At 70.9% G+C, this 13,835-nt stretch carries 9 protein-coding genes; 2 read left to right on the top strand and 7 right to left on the bottom strand.

Annotation, left to right across the window (positions count from 1 at the left end):
- Positions 1-2: 2 nt before the first annotated feature.
- From WMF17_RS35325 to WMF17_RS35305, 5 genes are all read right to left on the bottom strand, one after another.
- Positions 3-1,130 (bottom strand): hypothetical protein, encoded by a 1,128-nt coding sequence (locus tag WMF17_RS35325; RefSeq protein WP_437645423.1) that lies wholly within the window; start codon positions 1,128-1,130, stop codon positions 3-5.
- The gene (locus tag WMF17_RS35320; RefSeq protein ID WP_437645421.1) at positions 1,127-1,801 is read right to left on the bottom strand and encodes a hypothetical protein; all 675 of its coding nucleotides are present in this window, start codon (positions 1,799-1,801) and stop codon (positions 1,127-1,129) included. The genes WMF17_RS35325 and WMF17_RS35320 overlap by 4 nt, the downstream gene beginning before the upstream one ends.
- Before the next feature lie 251 nt (positions 1,802-2,052).
- Positions 2,053-3,147, bottom strand: a complete 1,095-nt coding sequence (locus WMF17_RS35315) for a hypothetical protein (protein ID WP_437645419.1) — start codon at positions 3,145-3,147, stop codon at positions 2,053-2,055.
- A 23-nt stretch (positions 3,148-3,170) separates the two neighbouring features.
- Positions 3,171-3,845 carry a hypothetical protein gene (locus WMF17_RS35310; RefSeq protein WP_437645417.1) on the bottom strand — a complete coding sequence of 225 codons (675 nt, stop codon included), beginning with the start codon at positions 3,843-3,845 and terminating at the stop codon, positions 3,171-3,173.
- A 415-nt stretch (positions 3,846-4,260) separates the two neighbouring features.
- Positions 4,261-5,853 carry an ATP-dependent DNA ligase gene (locus WMF17_RS35305; protein ID WP_437645415.1) on the bottom strand — a complete coding sequence of 531 codons (1,593 nt, stop codon included), beginning with the start codon at positions 5,851-5,853 and terminating at the stop codon, positions 4,261-4,263.
- Positions 5,854-6,765: 912 nt separating this feature from the next.
- Here WMF17_RS35305 and WMF17_RS35300 point away from each other — a divergent pair.
- Positions 6,766-7,803: a D-alanine--D-alanine ligase gene (locus WMF17_RS35300; RefSeq protein ID WP_437645413.1), complete on the top strand. Its 1,038-nt coding sequence runs from the start codon at positions 6,766-6,768 to the stop codon at positions 7,801-7,803.
- Positions 7,804-7,904: 101 nt separating this feature from the next.
- On the opposite strand, the gene WMF17_RS35295 is transcribed toward WMF17_RS35300, so the two are convergent.
- On the bottom strand, positions 7,905-12,002 hold the full coding sequence (locus tag WMF17_RS35295; RefSeq protein WP_437645411.1) for a kelch repeat-containing protein: 4,098 nt from the start codon (positions 12,000-12,002) through the stop codon (positions 7,905-7,907).
- A gap of 112 nt (positions 12,003-12,114) precedes the next feature.
- A complete protein-coding gene (locus tag WMF17_RS35290) occupies positions 12,115-12,600 on the bottom strand; it encodes a hypothetical protein (RefSeq protein WP_437645409.1) in 486 nt (161 codons plus the stop codon).
- A gap of 196 nt (positions 12,601-12,796) precedes the next feature.
- Between WMF17_RS35290 and WMF17_RS35285 the strand changes: the two genes are divergently transcribed.
- Complete coding sequence (locus WMF17_RS35285; protein ID WP_437645408.1) at positions 12,797-13,819, top strand: NADP-dependent oxidoreductase; 1,023 nt, start codon at positions 12,797-12,799, stop codon at positions 13,817-13,819.
- Positions 13,820-13,835: the final 16 nt, after the last annotated feature.

The raw sequence follows: 13,835 nt of genomic DNA, 5'->3' as shown, positions 1-13,835 counted from the left end.
CGCTACTTGCCCATCTCCGGCGAACCATCGTCGGCCTGCGCCTTTCTTCGAGCAGCGCGGAGCGCCGCGAGCCAGTGCGCCTGGTCCGGGTCGCTGTCCCACGGCGGAGCCACCCGGTAGAGCGTGTCCCAGTATTCCCGCGCTGCCGCCTCGGCCGTCGCCGTCTCGCTCTCGCCTTCGGGCGCGTCCTCGATGCGGTCCACGAAAGAACACCATGGCTCCCCGGCGCGAACGCTCAGCTCCCGCCACGGTCGAGCGGGCTCGCCGTCAAAGAGTCCGTCGCTGCTCTGGAGATAGCCCTCGTAGGCGCCCTGCGCGATGGCGCTCCGCCGGCGGCCGTTGACCGACAGCGTGCAAATATCGCGGTACGCCGCTGCCCATACACGGTCCTCCTCCGGCACGTCCTCGCCCCATGCGCTCGCGTACAGCGCGTGCAGCTCCTCCTCGCGTGCCGCCAGCTCCTCCCGATTGGCTGGAGGTGGCAGCGCCTTGATTGCTCGCTCGCGCGCGGCGCTCGGTCCGGGGTACTCAGGGAAACCGACTCCGCCCCAGTGATAGGGCGGCTTCAGCACCGGGAGGATGGGCCTCGTCAGCGTCCTTGGTCTTCCGCGGCGCCCGATCCGAACGCCCCTCCGGAAGGCGCGGAGCGCCTCGGCCCGGTGCTCCTCGGCCGTGTCGTCGGATGTCAGCGTCCGCCAGAGATAGCTTCTGTGGAGGCGCGATGTCGGATCGGCCGCCGCACACTCGGTCGCGCCGGTGTTCTCTTTCGTGAAGCCCTCGATCATGGCAAAACACGCGCTTTTGACGGCCTCCAGCAGCATGGGCCAGGGGGGAGCCGGCTCATCGTCGACGCGTCCATCGTGGCTTTCGAGAGCTCCCGCGTTCGCCTTGTCGCCGATGGCAGGGTGCCCGAAATCGTCAATCCACCTGCTGAATTTCTTGCGGTACCGCTCTGCCCATGCGCGATCCTCCGCGGGCTGGTCGTTATCCCATGCTTCGGTGCACAGCTCGCCCAGCTCCTCGATATGCCACTTCCATATATCGGGATCTTTGGTCGTAAACAGGCTGTATCCGCAGGCTGCCTCACGCACGTTGAGCATTCCTGGGGGGAACTTCGCCCACGACTTCATGGCCGATCTCCCGGCTCTCCGCCGGTCGGGTCCGTGGGCTCTCCGCCCGTCGGATCGGTGGGTCTAGGCGGGCAGCCCCAGCCCGGCCCAGCGCCGAGCGGGCAGAGGAGCGGGATGAGCTGAGGGAACATCCATCCCGGAGGCGGTGCGGGCAGTCCGATCATGGCATCGATCATGTCGTCGGGCGTGACGGCGTCAGGATCTGTCACCTTGATCGGCGCTTTCTCGGGCTCGTAGCGAAAATCCCACACAAACCGGCACTCGACGCTTGCACCGCCAGGCACCGGCAGGCTGTTGAGGAGGTCGGTTCTCCTGATTTGGCTCTCCAATGCCTCCCATTCCTCCTTGCACAATATGTAGGTCACCGCGAAAGGTCGTTTTAAGAGGCATTCCAGCATATCAAGGACGATGTACGTCGGCTCCTGGTCGGCCCAGTTGGACCATTGACCGCCGGCCTGGTAGCGGCACTGGAGCTTGCCCATCTGATCTCCAGGTGGCCTGCGGCGAAGCCAGTCGACCGCCTTGGTGTTCATGGTCCATCGCTTCGCAAACGGTATATCGTCCGGTGACATCATCGCGATCCGGTCTCGCAGCTCATCGCGGTCGCCGGGGTCCACGATCGAGCAGCCGCAGGTGAACAGAACGAGCAGGACGCCGAGCCGATGTTTCATCGGTTTTCCCCTCCCCAATTGGTGGTCCATGTACGCGCCGACTGTGGCCGACCTTACCAGCGTCGGCCTGCGCCGGTCAAGCTGCGGAGGGCCACATGATGCCTCCTGTCGCGCGCGCGGCACGGGCGCCAAGCACGACATAGGCGGCTTTGACATCGATCTGCCATCGCGGCGACGCGCGCTCTCCCGCTCGGGCGCCTGTAGAGAAGAGCGACAGCGCGACGATCCCGGCGCACGGCCCCTCCAGCGCGCTACTGGCCCATCTGCGGCGGATCATCATCGGCCTGCGCCTTTCTTCGACCGGCGCGGACCGCCGCGAGCCAGTGCGCCTGATCCGGGTCGCTGCCCCACGGCGGGGCCTCCCGGTAGCGCGCGTTCCAGTATTCCCATACTGCTGCCTCGGCCGTCGCCGGCTCGCTCTCGCCTTCGGGCGCGTCCTCGATACGGTCCGCGAAAGAATACCAGGGTTCGTGGGCGAAAGCGCTCACGCTACGCCACGGTCCAGCAGGTTCGCCGCCGAAGCGGCCATCGCTGCTCTGGAGATAGCCTTCGTAGGCGCTCTGCGCGAGGGCATTTCGCCTTCGCTGGTTGACCCACAGCATGCACGTTTCGCGGTACAGCGCTGCCCAGATGCGGTTCTCCTCCGGCACGTCATCTCGCCATGCGCTCGCATACAGCGCTCGCTGCTCCTGCGCGCGTGCCGTAAGCTCCTTCGGATCGTCCGGAACCGGCAGCGCCCTGAGGGCCCGCTCGCGCGCGGCGCTCGGACCGGGGAGCGCAGGCGCTCCGATCTCCCAGATCGCAGGAGGCTCCAGCATCGGGGGGATGGGCCTCGTCAGCGTCCTCGGTCTTCCGCGGCGTCCGATCCGAAAACCCCTCTGGAAGGCGCGGAGCGCGTCGACTCGGTGCTCCTGGGCCGTGTCGTCGGATGTCAGCGTCTGCCAGAGATAGGTCTTGTGGAGGCGCGACATCGGGTCGGCCGCAGCAGGCTCGCTTGCGCCGGGGCGCTCTTTCTTGAAGCCCTCTAGCATACCGAAGAACGCGCTCTGAACGGCCTCCAGCAGCATGGGCCAGGGTGGCGCGGGCTCGCCACCGAAGCGGCCGTGGCGGCTCTGGAGATCCGCCGCATTCGCCTTGTGGCCGGTGTCAGCGTGTCCAGAATCGTCAATCCACCTGCTGAATTTCTTGCGATATGGCTCTGCCCATGCGCAGTCTTCCTCGGGCAGGTCATCGTCCCACGCTTCAGCGCACAGCTGGCCGAGATTCTCGAGGTGCCATTTCCAGAGATCGGGGCTCTTGGTCGTGAACAGGCCGTATCCGTAGCCTGCCTCCTGCGGTTCGATCATTCCAGGGCGCTTCGCCAGCCACCTCATGGCCGATCTCCCGGCTGTCCGCCCGTCGGGTCTGTGGGCTGTCCGCCTGTCGGATCCGTGGGCGTGGGCGGGCAGCCCCAGCCCGGTCCAGCGCCGAGCGGGCAGAGGAGAGGGACGAGGCGAGGAAAGGCCCATCCAGGAGGAGGCGCGGGTAGCGCGATCAGGGTATTGATGATGTCGTCTGCGTCGATCGCGTTGGGGTCCGTCACCTCGGCCGGCGCCTTCTCGGGGTCATAGCGAAAATCCCACACGAAACGGCACTCGACGGTCGCTCCGCCCGGGATCGGCAGGCTGTTCAAGAGATTGGTTTTTCTTGCTTGACGCTCCACGGATGCCCACTCGTCCATGCACATCAGGTACGTCACCAAGAAAGGCCGTTTTATGAGACAATCGCGCATGTCGTCCACAATGAACGGCGGCTCCTGGTCGGCCCAGTTGGTCCAATGACCGCCAGCCTGGTAGCGGCATTGGATCTTGCCCATTTGATCTCCCTCTGGCCTGCCCTTGAGCCAATCGATCGCCGCGGAGTTCATGCCCAAAGTCTTGAGCCTTGATCTCTCCTCGCGTGGCATCATCGCGATCTGGTCTCGCAGCTCGTCGCGGTCGCCGGGATCCACGATAGAGCAGCCGCAGGTGAACAGAACGAGCAGGACGCCGAGCCGATGGTTCATCGGTTTCCCCTCCCAGATTGACCGATCCACGCCCCCCGCGGATGGTGGGCAACCTTACCAGCGCCGCTCCGCGCAGGTCAAGGCCCGAAGGACCACACGGGGGACGGTGACCGGAGCCCATGCGCTGCCGCTGGTCGGGGCTCCGCACGCGATTCGGTGAACCGGCCGAACATCGGTTCACCGGGCCGGGGGAGCACCGTGAGCCCGCCCCTCACCAGCAGCGCAGAGTCGGGGCGTTCTTTCGAGCGCGGCTTCGCGAACGCTCGCGCCGCTCAGCTTTCGTTGAGAAGGCACGAACTCGGCGGCGTCCGCCCCGGATCACCGGCGCCGTCCCCCGGTCTCGACTGGAATACGACCCCATGGGCTTTCCTCCTCGCGCACCTGCCGCTCTGAGACGGACGGGTCGCCTCGAGCGTCATCCGCCCTTCTCTCCTCCAGCCCCCGACTCCCTCCGTTCGGCCGCCTCGTGCGCGAGCGCGCCCGCATGGATGGCCCGCACCTCGTCGATCGTGCTGGCGTCCACCGCCGTCTTGTCGGGCCGGTACCGCTTCACGCGCGCGAAGCGGAGCGCGACGCCACCGGGGTACTGCGGGCTCGCCTGCACGCCGTCAAAGGCGATCTCGACGACGAGCTCCGGCCGCACATGGACCGTGTACGCGTCGCGGGTGATCTCGAGCTCGAGCAGCCGCTGCGTCTGCCACGCGAGCACCTCGTCGGTCATGCCCTTGAACGTCTTGCCGAGCATGACGAACCCGCCGGAGCCGGGGTCGCGCGCGCCGAGGTGCAGGTTGCTGAGCAACCCCCGGCGCCTGCCGCTGCCCCACTCGACCGCGAGCACGACAAGGTCGAGGGTGTGCGCCCGCTTCACCTTGAGCCACGAGCTGCCGCGACGCCCGGCCTCGTAGGGCGCGCCGAGCGACTTGGCCATCACCCCCTCGTGGCCGCGGGCGAGCGCGTCGGCGAAGAACGCCTCGGCCTCGGTCCTCGTCGGCAGCTCGATGCGCGGGACACGCAGCGACCTGTCGAGCACCTGCCGGAGCGCGGCGGCGCGCTCGCCGCCGGACCGGTCGAGCAGGTCCTCGCCGTCGAGGTGCAGCACGTCGAAGAAGATGGCGCGGAGCGGCAGCTCGGCCCGCAGCGCGGCCACGTCGAGCATGCGGCCGAAGCGGCGCATCGTGACCTGGAACGGGTGGGGCGCGCCGTCCGCGCGAAAGGCGATCGCCTCGCCGTCGAGCACGACCGAGCGGACAGGGAGCGCCCGCACCGCCTCGACGATCTCCGGGACCGCGTTCGTGACGGAGCCGAGGCTGCGGCTGAAGACGCGCACCTCGTCGCCGGCCTTGTGCACCTGCACGCGCGCGCCGTCGAGCTTCCACTCCAGCGCCGCCGCGCGCAGCTCGCCCAGCGCCGAGGCGACGTCGTCGGCGGCCTGCGCCAGCATCGGCTGCACCGGGCGGAAGAGCTGCAGCGAGAAGCGCTGGAGCCCGAACGCCCCCTCGAGCAGCGCGGCCTTGGCGACCTCGGCCGCGTCGCCGGCCAGCATGACCGCGCGCCGCAGCGAGGCCGGCGGCAGCCCCGCGGCGCGCGCCACCGCCTCGATCATGACCGCCTCGAGCGCGCCCTGGCGGAGCTCGCCGACGAGGAGCCGGGCAAAGAAGTCGCGCTCGAGCTCGGTGGCCCGAGCAAGGAGCCCGCCGAGCGCCGCGCGGCGCTGCCCCGCCGACCCAGGGCCCGAGATGCGCGCGATCTCGCTGAAGACCGCGTCGGCCTCCCCCAGGGTGAGCGTGGGCTCGGTGGCGGACGGGCCGGCGCGGCGGGCCTCGGTGACCATCGCAGGCCCGAACCCGATGCGGCCCTGGCGCAGCCGCCCGGCGAGCCAGTCGACGCCGATCTGCACCTCCTCCGGCGAGAGGCGGCGCAGGAGGCCGGCAAGCGCACCGATCTTTTCGAGACGGCTGGAGGTCGCGGCAACACGATCAGACGTGGCAACGAGGTCGGAAACGAGCACGCAGATATCCTACCCTGGCCCTTCGAGAGCGCACGCTCGAGGGGCCGTGTGATGAGGCCGCCGCGGTGTGTCCTCTACAACCGAGCCGAGGAACTCCGCAGGATCAGACCGGACCCACAGGCGCCAAGAGCACTCCGCATGGGCTGAGAGAGAGCCTACCAAAGGGTGTAAGGCCGCGGGGCAGAAAAGCGCTTTTTCGTGCCGAATTGCGACGATTGTCCCTTGCGACCACTTACGGGTAGTCGCTGGAGATTATCACATGAATTCACCTGCGAACGCTGACCCGTGCTCTTCGGTACCCCGCGTGCCTCGCGTGTCTCGCGCAGCAGACTCGGGGCCTGCGCGGCGCTCGATCGATGCGCCGCAAGGGGCGACAGGGCGCCTCGCATTACTTCTTCAGCGGGTGGACCATTTCGGTTTCCGATGCGTGCCTGCGTTTCTCCGGTGCCCGCGCCGTGAGCCGGCGAAGGCGCCGCCCGCCCTTCCAAGATCCCGTGTGCCGCGCGTGGCGCGTCGCGGGGCGCGAAGCGGCCGACGCGCCTGCGCCGCCCCGGGGCGGAGGGGCGCGCGGAGCGATCCTCCTCGTCCCTCGACTACCGAGCACGCCACGATCCGAGGCCCCGGCGCGCCCGCCCCCCCGACGGCACGATCGCTCCGTTTAGTTGACCTCCGCCGCTGGCCTTGATACCGGGTTGGCTGTCAGCGCGCCGTGGGCAGGTGAACACGGCGGGCGGGCGCCGTTTTCCTCAACAACAGCTCAGGAATAGCGCCCCCCGCTGCAAAGGCCGTCTGTTTTTGGCCTTGGGAGCAGCTGGCTTGGTTTTTGCGCAGCACCTCTCCGGCAGCTTGGCTGTAACGGGAGGCGCTGGCGTGGTGTTGGTGTCCTCACGGGAAGGCGACGGAGGTTCTTCGATGGTGGAGCGGCAAGTCCGGAAGCGGGTCGGCGTCGTGATGGGCGGCTCGTCGGGCGAGCGCGATGTGTCCTTGCGCTCGGGCGCGGCCGTCGCCGAGGTGCTCGAGGCGCGCGGGTACGATGTCGTCCGGATCACGCTCGGGGACCGGTTCGGCGCGGAGCTCTGCGCCACGCTGCAGCGCGCGCGGCTCGACGCGGCGTTCCTGGCCCTACATGGGCGGCTCGGTGAGGACGGGTGCGTGCAAGGCCTCCTGGAGCTCGCCCAGATCCCGTACACCGGGTCGAGCGTGCTCGGGAGCGCCCTTGCGATGGACAAGCTCAAGGCCAAGGAGATGTTCCGGCTGCACAACGTGCCGACGCCTCCCTACTACACTGTGGGTGCGCACCAGGGCCTCGAGGAGCTCGACGCGATCCATGGCTCGTTCGGGTTCCCGGTCATCGTGAAGCCGCGCGGCGAGGGGTCGAGCCTCGGGGTGACAAAGGTCGGGTCGCTCGAGGAGCTCCAGGTGGCGCTCGCGCTGGCGTTCGAGTTCGACGACGCCGCCATCGTGGAGCGGTTCGTGGCGGGGACCGAGGTCAACGTGGGCATCCTGGACGGGAAGGTCCTTGGCGCGATCGAGATCGTCCCGGCGAAGGGGCTTTATGACTACGAGGCCAAGTACACGCCGGGGATGACCGAGTACCACATGCCGGCGCGCCTCCCGCCGACCCGCTATCGCGGGGTCCTGAACCTGGCGGAGCGGGCGGCCCAGGCGCTCGGGTGCACCGGCGCTGTGCGCGTGGATCTGCTCGTGACCGGCGGAGAGAACGAGTACGTGCTCGAGGTGAACACCCTGCCGGGCATGACCCAGACGAGCCTCCTGCCGAAGATCGCGGCGGCCGCAGGCTACGATTTCGGCGACCTGTGCGAGGCCATGCTGGCGAGCGCCCGGCTGCACCAGCCGGTGCGGCGCCGCGCGCCCGCCGCCTCGGAGCTCCGGCTCAACGAGCGCGGACAGGCCGAGAAGCGGCTGCGCCTCGTGAAGTCGGCCGTCTGAGGGAGGGCGCCCCGCCCGGGGGGGCGGCCCGGCAGGCCTCTGCTTGGGCGATTCGCGACTGGCATGGTCGCGGATCCCTGCCGGCGACGCCCGGCGAGCCGTCAATCGCCGTCGGTGCTGCCCGCGCGCCGTGTCGCCGGACGGCGGCGCCGCGCGGCGATCAGCGCCGCAGCGAGCAGCCAGGGCGCGAGCGCGCCGGCCTGGACAGGGCCGGCGATGGGCGCCACGGCGCAGCCGTTGCCGTGAACACGCGGCCCGCCGCTCTCCTCCGGGGCCGGCGGCGCGCCACCGGAGTCGCCGGCGCCACCGGAGCCGCCGTTGCCGCCCGCGCCGGTCGCCGCGGCGGCGCCGCCGCCCTGGCCATCGCCGCCCGCGCCGGCGTCGCCGCCCGCGCCGCCGGCGCCCGCGCCGCCGGTGGTCTCCACGAGCAAGCAGCCCCCGGCGATGCACTCGCCGCCCGGACAGGGCGCGCCCTCGAGCTTGTAGCGGCGTTCGCAGGTGCCGGTCGACCGCTCGCAGACGGCGCGCCGGCAGGTGGAGGAGTCGGGCTGCGGACAGAGGAAGGGATCGCCGCCAACGCAAACGCCGTTCTGGCAGGTATCGGTCTGCGTGCAGGCGTTGCTGTCGTCGCAGGAGCTGCCGTCGGGCTTGCGCGGGCTGGAGCAATCGCAGGCGTCGCCGGTCCCGTCGCCGTTGACATCGGCCTGGTCGGGGTTCGCGATGAGAGGGCAGTTGTCCACCGTGTCGATGACGCCGTCGGCGTCGTCGTCGTCATCGCAGGCGTCGCCGAGGAGGTCGCCCGCCGACAGGCCACCATCGGTGTTGGCCTGGAGCGTGTTCGGGACCGCAGGGCAGTTGTCCTCGCTGTCGGCGATGCCGTCCTCGTCGGTGTCGAGCTCGCAGGCTCCGGCCCTGCACTGCCCGCTGAGGCACTCCTTCGGGAGCGAGCACGCGGCGCCGACGGGCTTCTTCGGCAGGCAGTCGCCGCCGGTCGCCGCGCAGTAGGCCGAGTCGGCGCACTGGGTGTCGAAGGTGCAGCCCGTGAGGCAGGCGCCCGCGACGCAGCGGTACTCGGCGCAAGAACGCGTGTCGCCCTCGGCGCAGACCCCGCGCCCGTCGCAGAGGGAGGCCTCGACGAGCCCGGAGGTGCCCTTGCACGAGGCCGCGCCGCAGGGGACGCCCTGCGCCTGCAGCTGGCAGCCGCCGCGGCCGTCGCAGACGCCGGTGGTGCCGCAGGAGGAGGCAGGCTCCGCGGCGCAGTCGTCGTCCGGATCGGCGCCGGCCTGGATGGGCCCGCATGCGCCGTCGGGGCCGGCGCCCTTCTTCGCGGTGGAGCAGGCCATGCACGCGCCCGCGCAAGGGGCGTCGCAGCAGACGCCGTCGACGCAGGAGGCGCCGGCGCAGTCCGCGTCGGTGTCGCAAGGATCGCCGGGGAGGGCAGGGGTGAAGAGCTCGCCGTCGGCGAGGATGCCGCCGGGCCCGTCGCCGCCAGTGACCAGGACCTTGCCATCGCTCAGCAGCGTCGCCGCATGGTTGGATCGCTGGAAGTACATCGTCTCTGCCGGAGACCAGCTGTCGGTGGCCTGGTCGTACACCTCCGCGGTCGCGCTCCCCGTATAGCCATAAGCGCCGGCGATGCCCGCCACGATGAGAACCCGCCCGTCCAGGAGCGACGTGGCTGTGTGGCGCTGGCGCGCGGCGCTCATGGGAGCCCGTGCCGTCCAGCGATCGGTCGCCGGATCATACGCCTCCGCGGCCGCGAGGTTGGCGTAGTCGGCCCCATAACCGCCTACGACGAGGACCTGGCCGTCATCGAGCAGCGTGGCCGTGTGGCTCTGGCGCGCGGCGCTCATCGGCTCTGTCGCCGACCAGGTGCCCGTGTCGGGGTCGAAGATCTCCGCGCTCGAGAGGTTGGTATAGTCGGCCCCATAACCGCCCGCGGCGAGGACCCGCCCGTCCCTCAGCGACGTCGCCGTGTGACCCTGGCGCGCGGTGCTCATTGGCTCTGTCGCCGACCAGGTGCCCGTGTCGGGGTCGAAGATCTCCGCGCTCGAGAGGTTGGTATAGTCGGCCCCATAACCGCCCGCGACGAGGACCCGCCCGTCGCTCAGCAACGTCGCCGTGTGGAGCTGGCGCGCCGTGATCATCGGCTCTACCGCTCTCCAGCCGCGCGTGTCGGGGTCGAAGATCTCCGCGCTGGAGAGGCTGACATGGTCGATCCCTTGGCCGCCCGCGACGAGGATCCGCCCATCGTTCAGCCGCGTCGCCGTGTGCGCGCTGCGCGAGTCGCTCATCGCCTCCGCCGCGGTCCAAGTTCCCTGCGCCGGGTCGAAGATCTCCGCGCCCGAGAGGCTGACATAAGCGGTTCCGTAGCCGCCCGCGACGAGGACCCGCCCGTCGCTCAGCAACGTCGCCGTGTGGTCGTAGCGCGCGTCGAGCATCGGTGCTGCTTCCGACCACGGGCTCGCGCCCGCCAGGTCGTAGATCTCTGTGCTCGCCTCGAAGTCCTGGTTGCCGCCCGTCACGAGCACATCGCCGCCCGGGAGCAGCGTCGCGGTGTGAGCGCTGCGGCCCGCGACCATCGCCGGCACGTTCGACCACGAGCCTGCCGCCGGGTCGTAGATCTCCGCGCTCGCCAGGGGCCCGGACTCGGACGACGCGGACCCGCCCGTGACGAGGACCGATCCGCCGTCCAGCAGCGTCGCGGTGTGGCGAGCGCGCCCGACGCTCATCGGCGCCGTGAGCGCCCAGCTGTCGCTCGCCGGGTCGTAGATCTCCGCGCTCGCGAGCTCTCCCTCTTCCTCTTCCTCCTCGCCCTCGTCGTTCCGGTCGTTCGTCGAGAGGCCCGTGACGAGGACGCGTCCGTCGTTCAGACGCGTCGCCGCGTGCTCCTGGCGCGCGATGCGCATCGGCGCCGCGGCGGTCCAGATGTTCTCGACCGGGTCGTAGATCTCCGCGCTGTCCAGCGCGCCCCGCCACTCGAGTCCGCCTGTGACGAGGACCCGCCCGTCGCCGAGCGGCGTCGCCGTGTGCTGGTAACGACGAACGCTCATCGGCGCCGCGGCGGTCCAGATGTTCTCGGCCGGGTCATAGATCTCCGCGCTGTCCAGCGCGAGCTCACCGTCGAGGCCGCCCGTGACGAGGACCCGCCCGTCGCCGAGCGGCGTCGCCGTGTGCCCTTCGCGCGGGGCGCTCATCGGTCGCGTCGGCGTCCAGCGGTCCTCCGCCGGGTCGTACAGCTCTGCGCTCATCAACAAGCCATCGCTGTCCCGGCCACCCACGACCAGGACCTGCCCGCTGGCCAGCAGCAGGGCGGCGTGCCGGCCGCGCGCCTCGCTCATCGGCCGCGTCGGCGCCCAGCTGTCGTCCGCCGGATCGTACAGCTCCGCGCTCGCGAGATAGCCTTCGTCGCCATGGCCGCCCACGACCAGGACCCGCCCGTCGTCACCGCCGAGCCGCGTGGCCGTATGCTCGGCGTCCCGCCTCGTGGCCATCGCGCCGACGGGGCGCCACAGCGGATCCACGAGCAGGAGCTCCCCCGACGCCTCGACAAGCAGCGCGATCTCGGCCCCGCGCGCCTCGAGGCGCGCCGCGATCGGTCGTCCGCCTTCCGCGAACGCTCGCGGCGCGGTGACGCGCAGCCGCGGCATCCCCGCCGCGTCCACCACCTCGACGGCCTCGCCGCGCTGCCGCAGCGCCGCGCCGTCCACCTCCCAGACCGCCGCCGGCTCGCCCGCCGGTACGGCGCCCGGCTCCACGGTGAGCCATTCCTCGATGCCTCCGTCGGCCGCCCGCCAGAACGACGCGCCGCCCGCGCGGCCGTAGATCACCGCGCCGTCGACCACCGCCCCCGGGCCGGAGGCGCCGGTCTCCCGCACCCGCACCTCGAAGCCGCCCGGGCCCGAGAGCCGCATCCAGCCGCCGCCGTCGCGCGGCAGCGCGGCCTGGAGACGCGGCCCGCGCCCCGCCAGGCCAGGCGCGCCCAGCGCGAAGCCGCCGCCGGTCGCCGCCGGCGCGCCGGGAGCACCGCTGCCCAGCACCTCGGCGGCCTGCGCCGGGAACCGGCGCTGCACGAGCGCCGCCGCCGCCGCCGCCGCGCCGTCGTGCCCCGCCGCGCACCCGAGCGCGCCCATCCACCCCACCACGGCCAGCACCAGGACGGCCATGGCCAGCACGCGAAGACCCGACCCTGCTCGCATACAGGCGAATGTCTCACGCGGGCCCGCCAGCCACAACAGCGCCGCGCGCGCAGCTCACACCCGAGCGGCGCCGCGCGCGCGGCTCACACCCGAGCGGCGCTGTGAGCGCGGCTCACACGAGCGATGTGCAGATGCCGATCCGGGGATGATAGACGCCGATCCGGCGCTTTCCCCCGCTCGTCTCGGGCGTCACGAGCACCACCATGCTCTTGACGAGCGGGGCGTCGGCGCGAATCCGCACGTGCTGGCCGGCGACGACGACGTGCCATATCTGCACCGTCCCGAACCTCGTCACGACGACACCCTCGTAGATCTGCGCGGCCGACGGCGCGCCGCGCAGCGCCAGGCGGCAGGCGGTGTAGCTGCCCAGCACCTTGTACAGGAGCACGAACGGCATGACCGCGAACGAGAAGGCGAGCAGCATCGCAACGAAATCGATGCTCTGAAAAAACGTGCCGACCCCGAGGAGCCCCGCCCAGACGACCAGCGCGTACCCGACGCCGGCCAGCTGATGCCGGGCGTGCCGCAGGGCCGCCCAGGGACGCGGGGGCGGCTCGCGCAGCTCCTCGGGCAACTCGATCGCGTTGAGTGACTCCATCGTTCGACTTCGACATACTCGCGACGGCGGCGGAGCTCAATCGGACAGCGCGGCCGAGGCCGCATTCCTGCTGTCCTCCGCCGCCCGCCGCCGCCGCCGCGAGGCAGCCCGCCGCTCGCGGGCGCCGCTCGCCGCAAGCCGAATCTCGCCGAATTCCTCTGGAAATCGCGCTCGGTTCGAGCAGGATCGCCGGACCATGAGCACCCTGCGCAACCGCAAGATCGTCCTCGCCGCCCGGCCGGTCGGCGAGCCCAAGGCGTCTGATTTCAAGCTGATCGAGGAGGAGCTCGCCGAGCCCGGCGAGGGCCGCGCGCTGCTGCGCACGCTCTACCTGTCGCTGGATCCGTACATGCGCGGCCGCATGAGCGCCGGCCCGTCGTACGCGCCGCCGGTCGAGGTCGGCGATGTGATGGTCGGGGGCACCGTGAGCGAGGTGCTGCGGTCGAGCGTCGCCGGCCTGTCGCCGGGCGACCTTGTCGAGGGGCGGACCGGCTGGCAGACGTACGGGATCACCGATGGAAGCGACCTGCGCAAGGTGGATCCCGCGCTCGGCCCTGTCTCGACGGCGCTCGGGGTGCTGGGCATGCCGGGCATGACGGCCTACACCGGGTTGCTCAACCTGGGTCAGCCGAAGCCGGGCGAGACCGTGGTGGTCGCGGCGGCCTCGGGGGCGGTGGGCTCGGTGGTGGGGCAGCTCGCGAAGATCAAGGGCTGCCGCGCTGTCGGCGTCGCGGGCGGGCAGCGCAAGTGCGACTACGTGGTGCGCGAGCTCGGCTTCGACGCCTGCCTCGACCGCCGCAGCCCCGAGCTGGCGGCGCGCCTGAAGGAGGCCTGTCCGGACGGGATCGACGTGTATTTCGAGAACGTCGGCGGCGCCGTGTTCGATGCGGTGCTGCCGCTCCTGAACCCCTTCGCCCGCGTGCCGGTGTGCGGCCTCATCGCCCACTACAACGACACCGCGCCGCCGCCCGGGCCGGACCGCCTGCCGGGCCTGATGAGACAGGTGCTGTCGAAGCGCCTGGCGCTGCGCGGCTTCATCGTCAGCGACTTCGCCGAGCAGCACCCCGAGTTCCTCCGGGAGGTGAGCCGCTGGATCGGCGAGGGCCGCATCAAGTACCGCGAGGACGTCGTCGAGGGGCTGGAGAAGGCGCCCGAGGCGTTCATCGGGCTGCTCAAGGGCGAGAACTTCGGCAAGCTGCTTGTGCGCGTCGCGTCGTGAGCGGCGCGCCGGGCCG

This window comes from Sorangium sp. So ce362 (assembly GCF_051519845.1).
In the GTDB taxonomy this organism is placed as follows: domain Bacteria; phylum Myxococcota_A; class Polyangia; order Polyangiales; family Polyangiaceae; genus Sorangium.
The sequence above is the reverse complement of the archived record's forward strand: the minus strand, read 5'-3'. Positions and strand labels throughout refer to the sequence as shown.